Source organism: Amycolatopsis sp. FBCC-B4732, assembly GCF_023008405.1.
Classification (GTDB): Bacteria; Actinomycetota; Actinomycetes; order Mycobacteriales; family Pseudonocardiaceae; genus Amycolatopsis; species Amycolatopsis pretoriensis_A.
The window spans coordinates 7,610,867-7,628,031 of the sequence record NZ_CP095376.1 but is presented as its reverse complement, the minus strand read 5'-3'; the positions used below and the strand labels follow the sequence as shown (position 1 = coordinate 7,628,031).

The following is a 17,165-nucleotide window of genomic DNA, read 5'->3' as shown; positions in this document are numbered from 1 at the left end:
CTCAAGGCGTCGGAGAACAAGAAGTGTGACCCAGCACGACCTGTCCGCTGATTCCCGAAGCCGGCAGGAAATCGATGCGCAACATCGTCAACCCGATGCTTCCGTCGCCCGGCAGGTTCTGGATGTTGAACACCGCGTTCGCCAGCACCGTCCCGTTCGACTTCTTGATCGGCGACACGTATCCCACCGGTACCGGGCTCGGCGGGTTCGCGATTCCCGACATTCCGCCGAACGACCAGTTCGCGTTCGTCTGCGTCTGGGTGGCCGTGCACTTCACCGTGAACGTCGACAGCTTGACCCGCGGGCCCCCGGCGCTCACCAGGGCCGAGAGTTCGAAGTTCTTGCCCGTCGCCGTCGAGGTCGTCGACGTCGCGTCCGTGTTCGGGTCCGTCACCGTTGTCGTACAGGACGATGTGCCGCCGCCGAAGGTGATTCCCGTTTTCTGGACCACCTGGGCCGTTGCTGTTGTCGGGCCGTCGACCGAACACTTGCCCTGGGTAGGGACCGTGATGGTCGAGCCCGCTTTGGTGAACTCCGCGGAGCCGATGGTGGCCACGCCCGGTTGCGGGCCGGCCAGGGCCGGGGTCGCGGTCGCCGCGAGTCCGGCCACCAACAACAGCGTTCCGGCGAGAGCGGTGGTGGTGGTGCGCATGTCGCTGTCCTCCTTGCCGACCGGGAGAGCCGCCGGTCCTCAAGGGTGAATATCCGCCCGCCGGCGACGTCCGTTGCGCCCGAAATCGCCAACCACCCGTTCGTGGATCATGAACCACCCCCTCCGGTGACCCGCCGGTGTGTCATGTTCGTCACCGTTTCCGCAGGACAGCGGGTAAACGACCGCGCGGGGTAGCCACTACGCTCAAGGGACAACCCGACCGGTGCACGAGTAGAAGCGGAGCCGACGTGTCTGTGCCTTCCCCAGCCCCCGGGGCGGGATCCCTCCCCGCTGCGCCGGGTGGCGCCCTCGAGGACCTGCGCGCGTCCGTCGGCCTGCAGATCGACGACGAAGCCCTGCTGCGCGCGATCGCCGGCGGGCTGGCCGACGTCGAGAAGCTGCTGCGCGAGGTCGTCCGCAGCGACGTCCAGGCCGTCCACGACGCCGCGTTGCACCTGGTCGAGGCGGGGGGCAAACGCTTCCGCCCGCTGTTCACCCTGCTGTCCGCGCAGTTCGGCCCCAAGCAGGACGACCACGTCGTGATCGCCGCCGCCGCGGTCGAGCTGGTGCACCTGGCCACGCTCTACCACGACGACGTCATGGACGAGGCCGACATGCGGCGCGGCGCCGAGAGCGTCAACGCCCGCTGGGACAACACCATCGCCATCCTGACCGGCGACTTCCTCTTCGCGCACGCCTCGCGCCTGGTCGCCGACCTGGGCACGGACGCCGCGCGGATCATCGCCGAGACCTTCGGCGAGCTGGTCACCGGCCAGATGCGCGAGACCGTCGGCCCCGGACCGGGTGACGACGCCGTCGCGCACTACCTCACCGTGATCGCGCAGAAGACCGGCTCGCTGATCGCCACGTCCGGCCGCTTCGGCGGGATGATGTCCGGCGCCGCCGAGGAGCACATCGAGGCGCTGCGCCGGTTCGGCGACATCATCGGCACCGCGTTCCAGATCTCCGACGACATCATCGACATCGCGTCGCCGTCCGACGAGCTGGGCAAGGCGCAGGGCACCGACCTGCGCGAAGGCGTGCGGACGCTGCCGATGCTGTACGCGCTGGCCGACCCCGGGACCGACCCCCGGCTGGTCGAGCTGCTGTCCGGCCCGATCGGCGACGACGCGCTCGTCCAGGAGGCGCTGGAGCTGCTGCGGGCGAGTAGCGGACTCGAACGCGCACGCGTCACCCTTTCCGACTACGCTCAGCGCGCGCGAGCCGAGCTCACCGCGTTGCCCGCGTCACCCGCCCGGGACGCTTGCGAGTCGGTCGCCGACTACCTGGTCGCGCGCACGCACTGAACTAGGGGCAGAGAAAGATGTCCATTTTCGGACAGGTTTGGCTGTGGAGCCTGGCGGCGTTCTTCGTCGGGGTGTTCCTCACCTGGCTGGTGCTCGTGCTGCCGCTCCGCAAGAGCGTCCGCAAGCTCGAGAGCGCGCTGGCCCAAGCCCACGCCGACGCCGCGCGCACGCCCGCGAACGCCGGCGCCGCCGGCACCCAGGTGTTTTCGCGGCCGGAGCCGCGGCCCGAGCCGGAGCCGACCCGCCAGGAGACGTCCTACCCGGGCACGCTGGTCTCGACGCCGCCGATCCACCGCGGCGACGTCCACGACGACATCGACCAGGACTTCGCCGAGCTCGACTCGCAGGTGCCGTCGCGGACGCCGCCGGAGCCCGAGCGCGAGGAGACCTACGAGCCGGAGCCGCAGCCCGCGGACGACGACGACCCGTACCGGAGCGCGGCGACGCAGTTCCTGACGCCGGTCCCCGAGCCGGAGCCGGAGGAGGACCCGTACCGGTCCGCCGCGACGGAGTACCTGGTCCCGGACGAGGAGCCCGAACCCGCCACCCCGGCGCTTTCCCGCCTGGAGCAGCAGCTCGACGCGGACACCCCGGCGGCGGGCTCGCTGTTCCAGTCGCCGTCGGAGGAGCAGCACGCGCCGGCGCCGGACTGGTTCGACCACGAGCCGCCCGCCGAGCGCTCGGCGTTCGAGGAGCCGATGGAGCGCACGCGCTACCTCAGCGCGCACGCCGGTTCGATCGAGGACGACGAGCCCGAAGAAGCCGAGGTCCCGCAGTACGCCTTCGCCGGTGAGGACGTGACCGGCGGCGAGCTGGACGTGCCGCCGGAGACGCCGGCCGAGTCGACCCAGGTGCTGCCGAAGCGGCAGCCGCGCGAGGCGACGGTCCGGGGCGGATTCGACGCGCCCCAGCCGATCCAGCCGTCGATGCGCACGGTCGAGCGGCGCGAACCCGACCTGTCCGGCGGCCACAGCGGCTCGCTGTTCGAGCCGTCGGTCCAGCCCAACCAGGCGGCCATCGCCGCACCCGAACCGCCGCCCGCGCGCCAGGCGGCGGGGGATTCGGTTCCGCCCGGCCCGTTCGGCCCGGGCTCGGCGATGCCCCGCCCCGGCGGCGGCGCGCCCGGCGACAGCTTCTCGGTGAAGGCGAGCGTCACGGCGTTGCGGTACTGCACCGAGGAGTCGGCGCAGTTCCCGAAGATGGTCGCCGAGGTGTGGTTCCGGACCGCCGAGGACGCCGAGCGCGTCGGGTTCCGCCCGCTCACCTGAGTTCGTTGTCCGTGAAGGCCACCTCGAAGTTCGTCGAGGTGGCCTTCACGGCGTTTCGGCCGCTTGGAACAGGACCAGGGCGGCGCCGCCGGGGTCGGTGACCACCACCAGGGAGCCGACCGGCAAGTCGGTGCGCTCGCGCACCAGGGTTCCGCCCAGCGCCACCGCTTTCGCGGCCGCGGCGTCCACATCGGGCACCGGCGCGTAGGGCAGCCACTGCGGGGTCCGGACGTCGTCGGGAGCCAGTTCGGTGAGGCCGCCCCACGGCGCGCCGTCCGAAGTCAGCAGCGGGCCGTTCGCCTCCCAGCCCAGCAACTCGGCGAAGAAGCGCTTGCTGCCGTCGGCGTCGGCGGTCCGGACGTCGAAGAACACGAAAGGCGAAGTAGGTCGCATGACCTGAAATTTAGGACATGCGTCCCAATGGTGGCAACCCCATAACGAAAAAGGCCGCCACGCGCTGGGCGTGGCGGCCTTCCGGTGTTCGAGGACTACGCGACCGTCCAGGTGTCCTTGCCGCGCAGGAGGCCCTGCAGGTCTGGCTTGCGGGCCGCGCGGGCCTGCTCGACCTGGGCGCGGGCGCCGTCGTCGTAGGTGGGGCGCTCGACCTGGCGGAGGATGCCCGTCGGGACGTGGTTGAGGCTCTGGTCGCCCAGGCGGGAGAGCGCGAAGGCGTACGACGTGTCCTGGATCGACGGGTCGTGCACCACGACGTTGTCCTCGCCGATGTCGGCGACCTTCGCGACGTCGAGGCCGCCCCAGTCGCCGCGCTTGACGCCGAACTCCTGGTTCGGGCCGAAGCGGATCGGCTCGCCCGCGCGCAGCGGGATCAGGCGCGTCGCGGCCTCGTCGGCGTCCTTGAGGACGTCGAACGCGCCGTCGTTGAAGATCGGGCAGTTCTGGTAGATCTCGACCAGCGCCGACCCGCGGTGCTTCGCCGCGGCCTCGAGGACCTCGGTGAGGCCCTTGCGGTCGGAGTCCATCGCGCGGCCCACGAACGACGCCTCGGCGCCGATCGCCAGCGACAGCGGGTTGAACGGGGTGTCCACCGAACCCATCGGCGTCGACTTCGTGACCATGCCCTGGCCCGACGTCGGCGAGTACTGGCCCTTGGTCAGGCCGTAGATCCGGTTGTTGAACAGCAGGATCTTGATGTTGACGTTGCGGCGCAGCGCGTGGATCAGGTGGTTGCCGCCGATGGAGAGGGCGTCGCCGTCGCCGGTGACGACCCACACCGACAGGTCCTCGCGCGTGGTGGCGAGGCCGGTCGCGATCGACGGCGCGCGGCCGTGGATCGAGTGCATGCCGTAGGTGTTGAGGTAGTACGGGAAGCGCGACGAGCAGCCGATGCCCGAGATGAACACGATGTTCTCGCGCTTGAGCCCCAGCGTCGGCAGGAACGACTGGACTGCGTTGAGCACGACGTAGTCGCCGCAGCCGGGGCACCAGCGGACTTCCTGGTCGGACTTGTAGTCCTTGGCCTTTTGCGGCTCTTCGGTGGTGGGCACGAGGTCCAGGCCGCCGAGAGTGGGCAGCCCGATGTCGATTGCGGTCATTTCGCCGCCTCCGTAGCAACGCCGGTGATGATCTCCGAGAACAGGTCCTGCAGCTCTTCGGCTTTGAACGCCATGCCCGCGACCTTGGTGTGGCTGTGGACGTCGACCAGGTACTTCGCCCGCAGCAGGAGCGCGAGCTGGCCCAGGTTCATCTCCGGCACCACGACCTTGTCGTAGCTGCGCAGGACGTCGCCGAGGTTGGCCGGCAAGGGGTTGAGGTGGCGCAGGTGCGCTTGCGCGATCGGCATCCCGAGCTTGCGCACCCGGCGGCACGCGGCCCCGATCGGGCCGTAGGACGAGCCCCAGCCCAGGGCCAGCACGCGTGCCTTGCCGCCGGACGGGTCGTCGACCACGACGTCCGGGACGTCGATGCCGTCGATCTTCGCCTGCCGCAGCCGGACCATCTTCTCGTGATTGGCCGGGTCGTAGGAGATGTGGCCGGTCTTGTCGGCCTTCTCCAGCCCGCCGATGCGGTGCTGCAGACCCGGCGTGCCCGGGATCGCCCACGCGCGGGCGAGCGTCTCGGGGTCGCGGACGTACGGCCAGAACTCGCCGGAGTCGTTGTCCGCGTTGGGCTCGGACGCGAACTCGACGTGCAGGTCGGGCAGCGTCTCGACGTCCGGGATCAGCCACGGCTCGGAGCCGTTCGCGATCGCGCCGTCCGAGAGCAGCAGCACCGGCGTGCGGTACTTCAGCGCGATGCGGGTCGCCTCGACGGCCGCGTCGAAGCAGTCCGCCGGCGAGAGCGGCGCGACGATCGGGACCGGCGATTCACCGTTGCGGCCGAACATCGCCTGCAGCAGGTCGGCCTGCTCGGTCTTGGTCGGCAGGCCGGTCGACGGGCCGCCGCGCTGGACGTCGATGACGACCAGTGGCAGTTCGACCATCACGCCGAGGCCGACGGCTTCGGACTTCAGCGCGACACCCGGGCCGGACGTCGAGGTGACGCCGAGCGCGCCGCCGTAGGACGCGCCGAGCGCCGCGCCGATGCCGGCGATCTCGTCTTCGGCCTGGAAGGTGATGATGCCGAAGTTCTTGTGCTTGGACAGCTCGTGGAGGATGTCCGACGCCGGGGTGATCGGGTACGTGCCCAGCAGGATCTGCAGGCCGGAGCGCTGCCCGGCGGCCACGATCCCGTAGGCGAGCGCGGTGTTGCCGGTGATCTGCCGGTAGGTGCCCTGGGCCAGCTTCGCCGGGGCGACCTCGAACGTCGTCGCGAACGACTCGGTCGTCTCGCCGTAGTTCCAGCCCGCGCGGAAGGCGAGGATGTTGGCCTCGGCGATGTCGGGCTTCTTCGCGAACTTCTCGCGCAGGAACCGTTCGGTGCCTTCGGTGGGCCGGTGGTACATCCAGGACAGCAGGCCGAGCGCGAACATGTTCTTGCAGCGCTCGGCGTCCTTCTTGCCGAGGCCGGTGTCCGCGAGCGCGCCCTGGGTCAGGGTCGACATGGCGACCCGGTGCACCTGGTAGGCGGCGAGGCTGTCGTCGTCGAGCGGGTCGGTCGCGTAGCCGACCTTGGTCAAGTTGCGCTTGATGAAGTCGTCGGTGTTGAGGATGATCGTCCCGCCCTGCGGGACGTCGGCCACGTTCGCCTTCAGCGCGGCCGGGTTCATCGCCACCAGGACGTCCGGCCGGTCGCCGGGGGTGAGGATGTCGTAGTCGGCGAAGTGCACCTGGAAGCTCGAGACGCCGGGGATGGTGCCCTGCGGCGCGCGGATCTCGGCGGGGAAGTTCGGCATCGTCGAGAGGTCGTTGCCGAAGGCGGCGGCTTCGGATGTGAAGCGGTCACCGGTCAGCTGCATGCCGTCACCGGAGTCGCCCGCGAACCGGATGACCACCCGGTCGAGCTTGCTGACCTCGGTCGTCCTGGTCGCGGCGAGCGAGCCGTGACCAGCGCCGTTGCCGTTCGCACTCGTGCTCATGAGTCAGGGATTCCCTCTCTCCCGACGTTGCGGCCGTCGATCGCCCGCCTGGTGTCGCGGCAGGCGGATCACCAGGCACTACCACGAGGTTAGCTCGCGCCCGGCGCCCATGTTTCCGCGCGTCCGGGGTCGTTGGCGACCTCTGTTATGCCCTGTCGGTCCTCTGTGCTGGTCCGACAAATACCTGTGACCGATGGTAACGGTTAAGTTAGGGGGCCTGTTGTGATGCGCGTCTCGCGGTGTGGGGTCCACGCAGTGGGATTCAGGGGCGGGACCGGATCCGCGCCCGCATCGCCTCGACGCGCTCGGCGAACTCGGGGGAGGCCAGTGACGCCAGCTGCGGCTCGAGCTCGACGTCGACGGCGTCCGCGTGGGCGGCCAGCGAGGCGGTCGTCCGCAGGCTGCGCTTGGTGGCGAGGAGCGCTTCTCGCGGCGCGGCGACCGCCGGGGCGGCCAGCTCGCGGGCGGCGGCGAGGAGGTCTTCGTGCTCGCCGTCGACCACGCGCAGCGCCAGCCCGGCGGCGACCGCGGCTTCGGCGTCGAGGGGCTGCCCGAACAACGTCATCGCGGCGGCCTGCTGCGGCCCGGCCAGGCGCTGCGTCATCCAGGTCATCCCGCCGCCGGGGTGCAGCCCGAGCTCGAGGAACCGGGCGACGAACTTCGCCCGTGGCCCGGCGAGCCGCACGTCGGCGGCGAGTGCGAGGTTCAGCCCGGCCCCGACGGCCGCCCCGCCGACGGCGGCGATGGTCGGCAGCGCGCACCGCGCGACGGCGAGGAAGCCCGCGTAGATGGCGCGCAGGCCGGCTTCGTCGGCGTGGGTCAGCGCGGAGAGGTCGGCACCGGCGCAGAAGGCGGGCGGCGTCCCGGTGACGACGACGGCGTGCACGGATCCGTCCCGCTCGGCGGCCTCGACGGCGGCCACGAGCTGCGCGGAGAGGTCGAGGGTCAGCGCGTTGCGGCTGCCGGGCGCGTCGACGGTGAGGAGCGCGACGCCGCCGGTGTGCTCGCTGACGATGCTGTCGGTCATCGGGTCAGGGTATTGGTGGTGCATGGGGGAATTGCTGGTGGTGCTGGTCGGCAACCTGCTGACGATGATCGACATGACGGAGCTGTTCGGCGCCCGCCGCCGTCGCGCCCGCGCCGCGGCTTCCGCGCGGGGTGAGCGGGTGTCGATCCCGTGCGTGCTGCGCTCCGAAGACCTGACGGAGGGCCGTGAACGCCGCGGCTGGGTCGCGGTCGGCGAGGGTCCGGCGACGTGGCGGACCCCGGGCGCGGAGCCGGTGGCGTTCGACCCGGGCGAGCTGACGATGCAGGCGGTGGACCAGAAGGCGGTCACGTTCCACGCGGCGGGCGGGCGCACGGAGCTGCGGCTGCACCCGGACGAGGCCCCGCTGGTCCTGCGGGCACTGGCGGACTGAGGGGGCGCCTCACGCCTCCGGCGTGGGCGGCCGCTCCAGCAGCCGGGAAAGCACCACCGTCGACACCGTCCGGTCCACGATCTCCAGCCCCCGCAGCCGCTCCAGCGCCGTCTCCAGGTGGTGGATGTCCGCCGCTCGCAGGTGGACTATCGCGTCCGCCGCGCCCGACACCGTGTACGCCGCCACCACCTCCGGCAACGGCTCCAGCCGCGCCCGGATGCGGGCCGGGGTGATGTTGCCCTGGCACGTGACCTCGACGAACGCCTCCGTTCCCCAGCCCAGCGCCTCCGGGTCGACCACCGCCGTGAAGCCGCGGAGGATGCCCGTTTCCAGGAGCCGGTCGACCCGCCGCTTGACCGCCGGGGCGGACAGGCCGACCACCTTGCCGATCTCCGCGTAGCTCGAGCGCGCGTTCGCCACGAGGCACGAAACGATTCGCTGGTCGATGGTGTTCACACGCAACACTTAGCACAGATGTGCGCAGCGAACAGCGATTGATTGCGGAATTAGGTGGACCTTACCCTGCAATCATGCAGGAGATGCGCGTACCGACCACCCGTCGATACCTCATGTGCCCCCCGCGCCACTTCGCGGTGGACTACGTGATCAACCCCTGGATGGACCCGACCCAGCCGGTCAGCGCCGACGTCGCCGTCGCGCAGTGGACCGAGCTGCGCGACACCTACCGCCGCCTCGGCCACACCGTCGAGGAGATCGACGCCCAGCCCGGGCTGCCCGACATGGTCTTCGCCGCCAACTCCGGCACGGTCGTCGACGGCCGCGTGCTCGGCTCGCGGTTCCGCGCGCCCCAGCGGGCCGCCGAGGCCGAGCACTTCCGCCGCTGGTTCGTCGAGCACGGCTACCGCGACATCACCATGCCCGAGAAGATCAACGAGGCCGAGGGCGACTTCGCCTGGACGGGCTCGCTGCTCCTGGCCGGCACCGGCTTCCGTACTGACCCGGCCGCGCACGCCGAGGCCCAGGAGGTCCTCGGGGTCCCGGTCGTCTCGCTCCAGCTGGTCGACCCGCGCTACTACCACCTCGACACGGCGCTGTTCGTGCTCGCCGAGGCCACCGACGCCACGCGCGCACAGATCGTCTACTACCCGGCCGCCTTCTCGGCCGGCTCGCGCCGGGTGCTCGAGCGGCTGTTCCCGGACGCCGTGCACGCGACGAAGGAGGACGCCGAATGTTTCGGGCTCAACGGCGTTTCCGACGGCCGCAATGTGGTGCTCCCCGTCGAGGCAACTCGATTGGGTGACTTGCTTGCGGAGCGTGGTTACGAGCCGGTCTACGTCGACATCTCCGAGCTGCGGAAAGCCGGTGGCGGCCCGAAGTGCTGCACGCTGGAGATTCGCAAGGGGTGAATCCCGCCGGAACCTGTAACTCACCCGTTTGCCACGGCGATTAATCGAAGTAACAAATCGACTACTCGCGGTGGCAGGGCGGTGGAAGCGGTGGCGGTGGTCCTCGCGGTGCACGGAATAGGCCGGCCGGCTCGCCAGCTCGAACCGGGCGAGGACGAGCGCTGGCTGACCGTCGAGCAGTTCGACCGGGTGCTCGACACCGCCGCCGAGCGCGACGACGTCCACCTGACGTTCGACGACGGCAACGAGTCCGACGTCGAGATCGCGCTGCCGAGGCTGGTCGACCACGGGCTGACGGCGGAGTTCTTCCCGCTGGCCGGCCGCCTCGGGCAGCGCGGCTACCTCGACCGCGACGGCCTGCGCGAGCTCGTGCGCGCCGGGATGGAGATCGGCTCGCACGGCTGGGAGCCGCGCGACTGGCGGCGGCTCGACGACCGCCACGCCCGCCGCGAGCTGACCGACGCGCCGAAGCTCCTCGGCGACCTGTGCGGGAAGCCGGTGCGGCGGTACTCGCTGCCGTTCGGCGCCTACGACAAGCGCGTGCTCGAGCGGCTGCGCCAGGCCGGCGCGACGCGGGTCTACACGAGCGACGGCGGCGCGGTCGAGCGCGACGGCTGGCTGCAGGCGCGCACGGAGCTGCACCACGACCTCGACGGCGAGTGGCTCGACGGCGTGCTCGAAGGCGGGCACCGGCGGCCGCACTGGGTCACGCGGCTGTTCCGCCGCGGCTGACGCCGGTTTTGCCCGATCGGCCGACCGGCCGCTTTGCCGGTGACCGGAACACGGTCCAGACCAATTTCCGGGCCGCTCGCCCGATGAGCAGCCTTTTCGCCAAGTCCGGCCGCATGCCGGGAAATTCCGGCACGCGCAGGTCTTGAACCCGGCGCGGCCCGGGGTGCATCCTGATGCCCCGCCGCCGTAAGGAAAGTTTCCTAACTAAAGGGAGCACCGGGAAATGCGGAAACTGATCCTGCTCGCGACCCTGGCGCTGGCCTCGGCCATGATGCCCGCCACCCTCGCCACCGCCGCGCCGGCGGCACCGGCCGCACCGGCCACCGTCGAAGCCGGCCCGACCGCGGCCCAGCTGCTGGCCAAGACGAACAGCTGCAAGCAGATCTCCAACGGCAAGTACAAGACCGACGAAGACGTCTCGGGCAAGACGGTCGCCGTCTGCGACGCCAACGGCGCCGTGTTCTGGAAAGCCGACATGGACATCGACTGCGACGGCCAGCGCTCCACGCAGTGCAACGAAGACACCGACTGCTGCTACCAGGACGACACGGCGTTCCACCAGTCCGACGGCAAGCCGCTCAACGCCGCGAAGCTGCCCTACATCGTCGTGCCGAGCTCCAGCAGCATCTGGAAGTACTCCTCGTCGCAGCTGAAGGGCGGCGGTTCCTGCGCGGTGATCTACAACGGCAAGGTCGAGTACGCCGTCATCGGCGACACCGGGCCGACGCAGATCATCGGCGAAGCCTCCTACGCGACGGCGAAGGACCTCGGCATCAACCCCGACCCGTCGAACGGCGGCACCGACTCCGGTGTGACGTACATCTGCTTCAAGAACTCGGCCGTTTCGCCGATCGAGAACCACGCGAACGCCGTGAGCAAGGGCGAGGGTCTCGCCACCACCTTCGTGAACAACAACTGAACGTCCGCATTTCCGAGGGGCCGACCCGCCGACGGCGGGCCGGCCCCTCGGCCTGCGTGCCCGGCGCCCGCTGACCGGAACCGCGCACACCGTGTCGATCACCCACTGCAAGATGCATTTCCGGGCTGAATCGAGACACATTTCCCGCCGGTAAACCGGTTCGCCTCACGGCAGGCTCACGCTTTACCCCGTTCGCCACCCCCGCGGTAACGATCCAGGGGAGCGCGGCGACCAACTTGAGGGTCGCGCGGAAAAGCGGAGGTTTTGGCGTGAAGATCAGTGTCTTCGGGCTCGGTTACGTCGGTTGTGTCTCCGCCGCGTGCCTGGCGGGGCAGGGGCACCGGGTGGTCGGCGTGGACGTCAACCCGGTCAAGATCGACCTCATCACCGCCGGCAACGCGCCGGTGGTCGAGGAGCGGATCGGCGAGCTCACCGCCGAAGTCGTCGCGAGCGGCGCGCTGAGAGCCACGACCGACGTCGCGGAAGCGGTCGCCGACAGCGAGATCTCGCTGGTCTGCGTCGGCACGCCGTCGGCGCCGAACGGCAGCCTCTCGACGGTCTACCTCGAGCGCGTCGCCGAGGAAATCGGCGAGGCGATCGCGAACAAGAGCGACCGGCACACCGTCGTCTTCCGCAGCACGATGCTGCCGGGCACCTGCCTGGACCTGCTGATCCCGATCCTGGAGAAGGCTTCGGGCCGCACCGCGGGCGTCGACTTCGGCGTCGCGGTGAACCCCGAGTTCCTGCGCGAGGGCACCAGCGTCCGCGACTTCTTCGACCCGCCGAAGACCGTGATCGGCGAGATCGACGAAGCCAGCGGTGACGCCGTCGCCGCGCTCTACGAAGGCCTGCCCGGGCCCGTCTTCCGCGTGCCGATCCCGGTCGCGGAGATGACGAAGTACGCCGACAACTCCTTCCACGGCCTGAAGATCGGCTTCGCGAACGAGCTCGGCTCGATCTGCCGGGCGCTGGGCCTCGACTCGCACCAGGTGATCGACGTCTTCCTCGCCGACACCAAGCTCAACGTCAGCCCGGCCTACCTCAAGCCCGGGTTCGCCTTCGGCGGCTCGTGCCTGCCGAAGGACCTGCGCGGGCTGGTCTACGCCGCGCACCGCGCCGACGTCAGCGTGCCGATCCTGTCGCACGTGCTCGCGTCCAACGACGATCACCTGCAGCGCGCGTTCGACCTGGTCGCACGCACCGGCAAGCGCAAGGTCGGCCTGTTCGGCCTCTCCTTCAAGCCGGGCACCGACGACCTGCGCGAGTCCCCGCTGGTCGAGCTGGCCGAGAAGCTGCTCGGCAAGGGCTACGACCTCAAGATCTACGACGCGAACGTCAGCCTCTCGCGGCTGATGGGCGCCAACCGCGAATACATCGAGGGCCGGCTGCCGCACCTCGGCCAGCTGCTCGCCGGGTCCGTCGAAGAAGTCATGGACCACGCCGACGTCCTCGTCGTCGGCTGCAAGGACCCGGACGTGCTGGCGGCCCTGCCGCACGGCAGCGACCGGGTGCTCGTCGACCTCGTCCGCCTGCCCGACGCGGCGACGCGTCGCCTTGAAGAGGGATACGCCGGCCTTGCCTGGTAAAGCGCTCATCCTCGTCGAAAACCTCTCCGTTCCCTTCGACCGGCGGGTCTGGCAGGAGTCCACGACCCTGCGCGACGCCGGGTGGGAAGTCCACGTGATCTGCCCGCAGGGCACGAAACGCGACACCGAGGCCGAAGCCGTCGTCGACGGCGTCCACATCCACCGCTACCCGCTCAAGGCCGCGACCGGCGGGCCCGCGGGCTACCTGCAGGAGTACGGCAGCGCGCTGTGGCACACGCTGCGGCTGGCCCGGAAGGTCGGCCCGGTCGACGTCGTGCACGCCTGCAACCCGCCGGATCTGCTGTACGTGGTCGCGAAGGTGCTGAAGCGCCAGGGCGCGAAGTTCATCTTCGACCAGCACGACCTGTGCCCCGAGCTGTACCTCTCGCGCTTCGACCGCGGGCAGGACCTGCTCTACCGCGGGGTGTGCGCGCTCGAACGCGCCACCTACCGCACCGCCGACGTCGTCATCTCGACGAACGAGAGTTACAAGCAGGTCGCCCGGATCCGCGGCGGCAAGCGCCCCGAGGACGTCTTCGTGGTGCGCAGCGCGCCGGTCGTCGAGCGGTTCCACGAGGTCCCCGTCGAGCCCGAGCTGAAGAAGGGCAAGCCCTTCATGCTCGCCTATCTCGGCGTGATGGGCCCGCAGGACGGCGTCGACTACGCCCTGCGCGCGCTCGCGAAGCTGCGCGACGAGGTCGGGCGCACCGACTGGCACGCGGTGTTCGTCGGCTCCGGCGACGCCTTCGACGACATGGTCGCGCTCTCGGCGAAGCTCGGGCTGGCCAACCAGGTCGAGTTCACCGGCCGGATCCCCGACGAGGACCTGGTCCGCTACCTCTCCACCGCCGACGTCTGCCTGTCGCCGGACCCGCTGAACCCGCTCAACGACGTCTCCACGATGAACAAGGTCATGGAGTACATGGCGATGAGCAAGCCGATCGTCTCGTTCGAACTGCGCGAAGCGCGCGTTTCGGCGGGCGACGCGGCGGTCTACGCCCCGGCCAACGACGAGTCGGCGTTCGCGAAGCTCGTCTCGCAGCTGCTCGACGACCCCGAAGAGCGGGTCCGGATGGGCAAGCTCGGGCAGGCCAGGGTCGCCGGCACGCTCTCGTGGGAGAACTCGGCGAAGAACCTCCTCGCCGCGTATGAGCACGCTGTGAAGTCCTGATCGCCGTTTGGTCAAGAACTCACCGGACGTGTAACCAATGCTCCCGGTCCGACGACGGTTCGGGTAACCGGCCGATCCACTGACCCCGTTCGGCGTACCCGTCTCAGGAATGGAGATACCGCCGTTGACTGAAGACACGGTGCGCCTGGCCCTGATCGGGCAGGTCGTCCGGCGACGATGGCGGCTGCTGGCCGCACTCGCCGTCCTGGGCGCGGCGGTCGGCGCCGCGGCGTCGTTCCTGCTGTCGCCGGGCTACCAGACGTCGTCGAGCGTGCTGCTGCAAGGACCGCGGCAGGCCGACGAGCTGCTGACCCAGGCCGAGGTCGCGACCAGCTCGGTCGTGCTCGACCGGGCCGCCGCCGTGCTCCCGTGGCACCCGAGCGGCGCGGACCTGAAGAAGCAGGTCAAGACGTCGGTGGCGAACGGCAACGTCGTGGCGATCACCGTGTCCGCCGACACCGCCGAGCACGCCCAGCAGCTCGCCGACCAGGTCGCGCAGCAGTTCGTCAAGTACTCCGGTCAGCTGGCGAGCAACTCCGCCGACGCCTCGGTGCAGCTGGCCCAGGAGCAGCGCGAGTCGCTGCGCAACCAGGTCAAGCTGACCACCGAGAAGATCAGCGACATCGCCAAGAACGTCGGCGGGGACCTCACCGTCGAAAGCGTCCAGGTCCGCACCCAGCTCGAAGGGCTCCGGTCGTCGCTGGAGCAGGCCATCAACGACCTGAACCAGGCCGACCTCGCCACCGGCGTCGGCAACACCGTGGTGATGGGCAGCGCCGAGCGCCCGGACGCGGCGGCCGCGCCGACGCTGACGCAGCTCGCCGTCGGCGGCGCGGTGCTGTTCTTCCTCGCCGGCGTGTTCGGCCACCTGTTCACCGCCCGCGCCGACCGGCGGCTGCGCGGCGAACCGCAGATCGCCGCCGCGCTCGGCGCGCCGATCCTCGCCGGCGTCGACGTCGAGACCCCGCAGGGCGACCAGCTCCCGGCCGCCGGGTTCACCGGCAAGGTGCGGCGGCTGCTCGGCGGCGACCGGCCGTGGGTGCTGCCGCCGGTGGCGACCTCGGCCGACGAGGTAAACCGCGACATCCGCTACCGGCGGGTGCTGGCCCGGCTGTCCTCCGGCCCCGCCGACGTCCTGCTCCTGGTCGGCGACGACGACGAGACCGGCCGCCTGGCCGCCGAGCAGCTCGCCGGGCTGGCCGACCGGTTGTCCGTGCCGCTGCGCGTCTTCGAATACTCCGCCGAGCGGCCGACCGTGCCGGACGGCAGCGCCGGCTCCGGCGTCCTGCTCGTCCTCGGCGCCGGTACCCGCACCGCGTGGGAGCTCGTCCGGCTCGCCGAAGCCTGCGCCGACGCCGGCCAGGAGGTCGTCGGCGCCGTCCTCACCCACCCCGTCCGACCGGCCGAGCCGGAGAAGAAGCCCGAACCCGCGGCGGAAGCCCCCGAGAAAGCCCTGGCAGGTTCGGCGTGACCACCTCCGAAACCCCGACCGCACCCCTCATCGACCTGCAACGCCTCTTCGTCGCCATCCGGCGCCGCAAGCGCTTCTGGCTCACCACCGCGCTGCTCGGGCTGATCGCCGGCGCGGCGGTCGGCATCGTGCTGCCGGCGCCGCCGACCGCGGTCGCCAAGATCATCGTCGTCCACCAGGACGACTCGCCGACCGACAGCGGCACGCTCATGCGCACCGACGTCGCCGTGCTGTCGACCACGCGGATCGCCGAAGGCGCGCTGAAGAAGCTCAACAGCACCGAAGCGCCCGAAGAGTTCTTGAAGAACTACGCGGGCCTGGGCCTGACGAACAACGTCCTGCAGATCACCGTCAAGGCCAAGAGCGACGAAGAGGCCGTGGCGCAGGCGCAGGCGCTGGCCGACACGTTCATCACCGACCACGTCCAGCGCAGCCAGGCCGCGGCGGCCGCCCAGTCCAAGGCCATCCTCGACCAGCGCAAGAACGCGCAGGACGAGCTGACCAAGGTCGACCAGCAGATCGCCGACGAGACCGGCAAGGGCCGCAACGCGAACGCCAGCACCCTCGAAGGCATGTACGGCCGCCGCGCCGCACTGGCGTCGCAGATCTCCGACTTCGACTCCCGCGCCCAGCAGGCCGGCATCGGCAGCCCGCAGGTCGCCGCGGGCACCCAGATCGTCGACGCGCCCCGGGCGCTGCCGAAGGCGTTCCTCAAGACGGAGGCGACCAACGGCGGCATCGGCTTCGCGCTCGGCCTGGCCCTCGGGCTCGCGTTCGCCGCGATCGGCGCGGTGTCGCGCGACCGGCCGGTGCTGCGCCGCGAGATCTCCACGCACCTCGGCGCGTCCGTGCTCGCCCAGCTGCCGTCGAAGCGCCGGGGCCTGGCCCGGGTGTGGAAGCGCGCGCGGGTGGTGTCCGACCGCGAACGCGTCGCCACGACGCTCGCCCGCGTGATCAAGAAGGACGCGCGCGGGGTGTCGGTGCTCGAACTCGGCGCGCCGAAGGTCGCCGCCGCGCTCGCCCTCGACATCGCCGCGGACCTGGCGGACGGCGGGCGCGCGAGCGTCGTCGACGACCTGCCCGGCGAAGACGTCCGCAAGCTGGCGGCGGAGACCAAGAGCGACGTCTCCGTGGTCGGCGCCGGCGACAGCGGCTCCGGCGGGCGCCGTATCGGCGTCGGCACGGTCGCGCCCGGCACGGCGTGGACCGACCTGGAGCACCTCGGCGCGGAGACCGTGCTGGTCGTCAAGGCCGGGTACGCCAACACGCTCTGGCTGCACACCGTCGCGCGGCAGCTCGCCGACCAGCACATCCCGATCATCGGCGTGGTGCTGGTCGACCCGGACCCGCGGGACAAGTCCGACGGCACGCTGTGGGACGGCCTGCACACGGCGCTGCGCGGCCGCGCCGGGCACGCGCCGACCCCCGCGGCCGTCCCGGGCGTCGTCGCGGTCGAGCAGGAAGACCGCCTGGACGAGCTGGCCGCCCGGATCGCCGAGCGGGTCGCCAAAACCGAGCAGCCGACGCGCCGGTTCACCCCGGTCCGGCCGGTGCTCCCGCCCGCGCTCGCCACGCCCAAACCGCCGGCGGCACCGCTGCCGGCCCCCGGCTCCGTCAGCGTCCCGGACCACCTGGACGCCCCGACGAAGAAGTTCGCCCCGGTCAAGCCCCCGAAGCGGCCGACGCCGTTCAAGCGCGACCACGGCGAGCCCGCCCACACGGGCGAACTGAACGCCGAGCTCGAGCCAGAAAAAAGCGCTGAGGTCTCCTGACCCGCGCCCCAAATGAAGGGGTCCCAC

At 70.9% G+C, this 17,165-nt stretch carries 16 protein-coding genes; 11 read left to right on the top strand and 5 right to left on the bottom strand.

From position 1 onward, the window contains the following. Positions 1 to 74: 74 nt before the first annotated feature. The 3 genes from MUY14_RS33900 to MUY14_RS33890 all read left to right on the top strand — a co-directional run bounded on the left by MUY14_RS33900 (position 75) and on the right by MUY14_RS33890 (position 3,227). Positions 75 to 701 carry a hypothetical protein gene (locus MUY14_RS33900; protein ID WP_247015265.1) on the top strand — a complete coding sequence of 209 codons (627 nt, stop codon included), beginning with the start codon at positions 75 to 77 and terminating at the stop codon, positions 699 to 701. A 205-nt stretch (positions 702 to 906) separates the two neighbouring features. Next, entirely contained in the window at positions 907 to 1,959 is a 1,053-nt protein-coding gene (locus MUY14_RS33895) for a polyprenyl synthetase family protein (protein WP_281506340.1), read from the top strand. A gap of 17 nt (positions 1,960 to 1,976) precedes the next feature. Next, the gene (locus tag MUY14_RS33890) at positions 1,977 to 3,227 is read left to right on the top strand and encodes a hypothetical protein (protein WP_247015263.1); all 1,251 of its coding nucleotides are present in this window, start codon (positions 1,977 to 1,979) and stop codon (positions 3,225 to 3,227) included. Between the two features lie 45 nt (positions 3,228 to 3,272). Here the strand turns inward: MUY14_RS33890 and MUY14_RS33885 are convergent, their stop codons facing one another. The 4 genes from MUY14_RS33885 to MUY14_RS33870 all read right to left on the bottom strand — a co-directional run bounded on the left by MUY14_RS33885 (position 3,273) and on the right by MUY14_RS33870 (position 7,729). Continuing rightward, positions 3,273 to 3,620: a VOC family protein gene (locus MUY14_RS33885; RefSeq protein WP_247015261.1), complete on the bottom strand. Its 348-nt coding sequence runs from the start codon at positions 3,618 to 3,620 to the stop codon at positions 3,273 to 3,275. Between the two features lie 95 nt (positions 3,621 to 3,715). Beyond that, positions 3,716 to 4,780, bottom strand: a complete 1,065-nt coding sequence (locus MUY14_RS33880) for a 2-oxoacid:ferredoxin oxidoreductase subunit beta (RefSeq protein ID WP_247015258.1) — start codon at positions 4,778 to 4,780, stop codon at positions 3,716 to 3,718. Next, a complete protein-coding gene (locus tag MUY14_RS33875) occupies positions 4,777 to 6,702 on the bottom strand; it encodes a 2-oxoacid:acceptor oxidoreductase subunit alpha (protein WP_247015256.1) in 1,926 nt (641 codons plus the stop codon). Before MUY14_RS33875 ends, MUY14_RS33880 begins: the two co-directional genes overlap by 4 nt. Positions 6,703 to 6,964: 262 nt before the next feature. Next, positions 6,965 to 7,729, bottom strand: a complete 765-nt coding sequence (locus MUY14_RS33870; RefSeq protein WP_247015254.1) for an enoyl-CoA hydratase — start codon at positions 7,727 to 7,729, stop codon at positions 6,965 to 6,967. A 22-nt stretch (positions 7,730 to 7,751) separates the two neighbouring features. Here MUY14_RS33870 and MUY14_RS33865 point away from each other — a divergent pair, with 22 nt between their 5' ends. Further along, positions 7,752 to 8,120 carry a hypothetical protein gene (locus MUY14_RS33865; RefSeq protein WP_247015252.1) on the top strand — a complete coding sequence of 123 codons (369 nt, stop codon included), beginning with the start codon at positions 7,752 to 7,754 and terminating at the stop codon, positions 8,118 to 8,120. A gap of 9 nt (positions 8,121 to 8,129) precedes the next feature. On the opposite strand, the gene MUY14_RS33860 is transcribed toward MUY14_RS33865, so the two are convergent. Next, positions 8,130 to 8,576: an Lrp/AsnC family transcriptional regulator gene (locus MUY14_RS33860; RefSeq protein WP_247015250.1), complete on the bottom strand. Its 447-nt coding sequence runs from the start codon at positions 8,574 to 8,576 to the stop codon at positions 8,130 to 8,132. Positions 8,577 to 8,659: 83 nt separating this feature from the next. Here MUY14_RS33860 and ddaH point away from each other — a divergent pair, with 83 nt between their 5' ends. The 7 genes from ddaH to MUY14_RS33825 all read left to right on the top strand — a co-directional run bounded on the left by ddaH (position 8,660) and on the right by MUY14_RS33825 (position 17,138). Beyond that, entirely contained in the window at positions 8,660 to 9,487 is an 828-nt protein-coding gene (gene ddaH / locus MUY14_RS33855; RefSeq protein ID WP_396126873.1) for a dimethylargininase, read from the top strand. Between the two features lie 81 nt (positions 9,488 to 9,568). Next, positions 9,569 to 10,219: a polysaccharide deacetylase family protein gene (locus tag MUY14_RS33850; RefSeq protein WP_247015248.1), complete on the top strand. Its 651-nt coding sequence runs from the start codon at positions 9,569 to 9,571 to the stop codon at positions 10,217 to 10,219. Positions 10,220 to 10,442: 223 nt separating this feature from the next. Continuing rightward, complete coding sequence (locus tag MUY14_RS33845; RefSeq protein WP_247015246.1) at positions 10,443 to 11,138, top strand: glycoside hydrolase family 75 protein; 696 nt, start codon at positions 10,443 to 10,445, stop codon at positions 11,136 to 11,138. A 269-nt stretch (positions 11,139 to 11,407) separates the two neighbouring features. Then, complete coding sequence (locus MUY14_RS33840; protein WP_247015244.1) at positions 11,408 to 12,724, top strand: nucleotide sugar dehydrogenase; 1,317 nt, start codon at positions 11,408 to 11,410, stop codon at positions 12,722 to 12,724. Further along, positions 12,714 to 13,895 (top strand): glycosyltransferase family 4 protein, encoded by a 1,182-nt coding sequence (locus MUY14_RS33835; protein WP_247015242.1) that lies wholly within the window; start codon positions 12,714 to 12,716, stop codon positions 13,893 to 13,895. Before MUY14_RS33840 ends, MUY14_RS33835 begins: the two co-directional genes overlap by 11 nt. Positions 13,896 to 14,004: 109 nt before the next feature. Next, positions 14,005 to 15,366, top strand: coding sequence for an exopolysaccharide biosynthesis protein (locus MUY14_RS33830; protein WP_315863235.1), 1,362 nt, complete (start codon positions 14,005 to 14,007; stop codon positions 15,364 to 15,366). Then, positions 15,363 to 17,138, top strand: a complete 1,776-nt coding sequence (locus MUY14_RS33825; protein WP_247015238.1) for a Wzz/FepE/Etk N-terminal domain-containing protein — start codon at positions 15,363 to 15,365, stop codon at positions 17,136 to 17,138. Before MUY14_RS33830 ends, MUY14_RS33825 begins: the two co-directional genes overlap by 4 nt. Positions 17,139 to 17,165: the final 27 nt, after the last annotated feature.

Coding starts and splice junctions, on each gene's coding strand:
- MUY14_RS33900 (WP_247015265.1), top strand. CDS start 75: ATGCGCAACATCGTCAACCCGATGCTTCCGTCGCCCGGCAGGTTCTGG.
- MUY14_RS33890 (WP_247015263.1), top strand. CDS start 1,977: ATGTCCATTTTCGGACAGGTTTGGCTGTGGAGCCTGGCGGCGTTCTTC.
- MUY14_RS33885 (WP_247015261.1), bottom strand. CDS start 3,620: ATGCGACCTACTTCGCCTTTCGTGTTCTTCGACGTCCGGACCGCCGAC.
- MUY14_RS33880 (WP_247015258.1), bottom strand. CDS start 4,780: ATGACCGCAATCGACATCGGGCTGCCCACTCTCGGCGGCCTGGACCTC.
- MUY14_RS33875 (WP_247015256.1), bottom strand. CDS start 6,702: ATGAGCACGAGTGCGAACGGCAACGGCGCTGGTCACGGCTCGCTCGCC.
- MUY14_RS33870 (WP_247015254.1), bottom strand. CDS start 7,729: ATGACCGACAGCATCGTCAGCGAGCACACCGGCGGCGTCGCGCTCCTC.
- MUY14_RS33865 (WP_247015252.1), top strand. CDS start 7,752: ATGGGGGAATTGCTGGTGGTGCTGGTCGGCAACCTGCTGACGATGATC.
- ddaH (WP_396126873.1), top strand. CDS start 8,660: ATGCGCGTACCGACCACCCGTCGATACCTCATGTGCCCCCCGCGCCAC.
- MUY14_RS33845 (WP_247015246.1), top strand. CDS start 10,443: ATGCGGAAACTGATCCTGCTCGCGACCCTGGCGCTGGCCTCGGCCATG.
- MUY14_RS33830 (WP_315863235.1), top strand. CDS start 14,005: ATGGAGATACCGCCGTTGACTGAAGACACGGTGCGCCTGGCCCTGATC.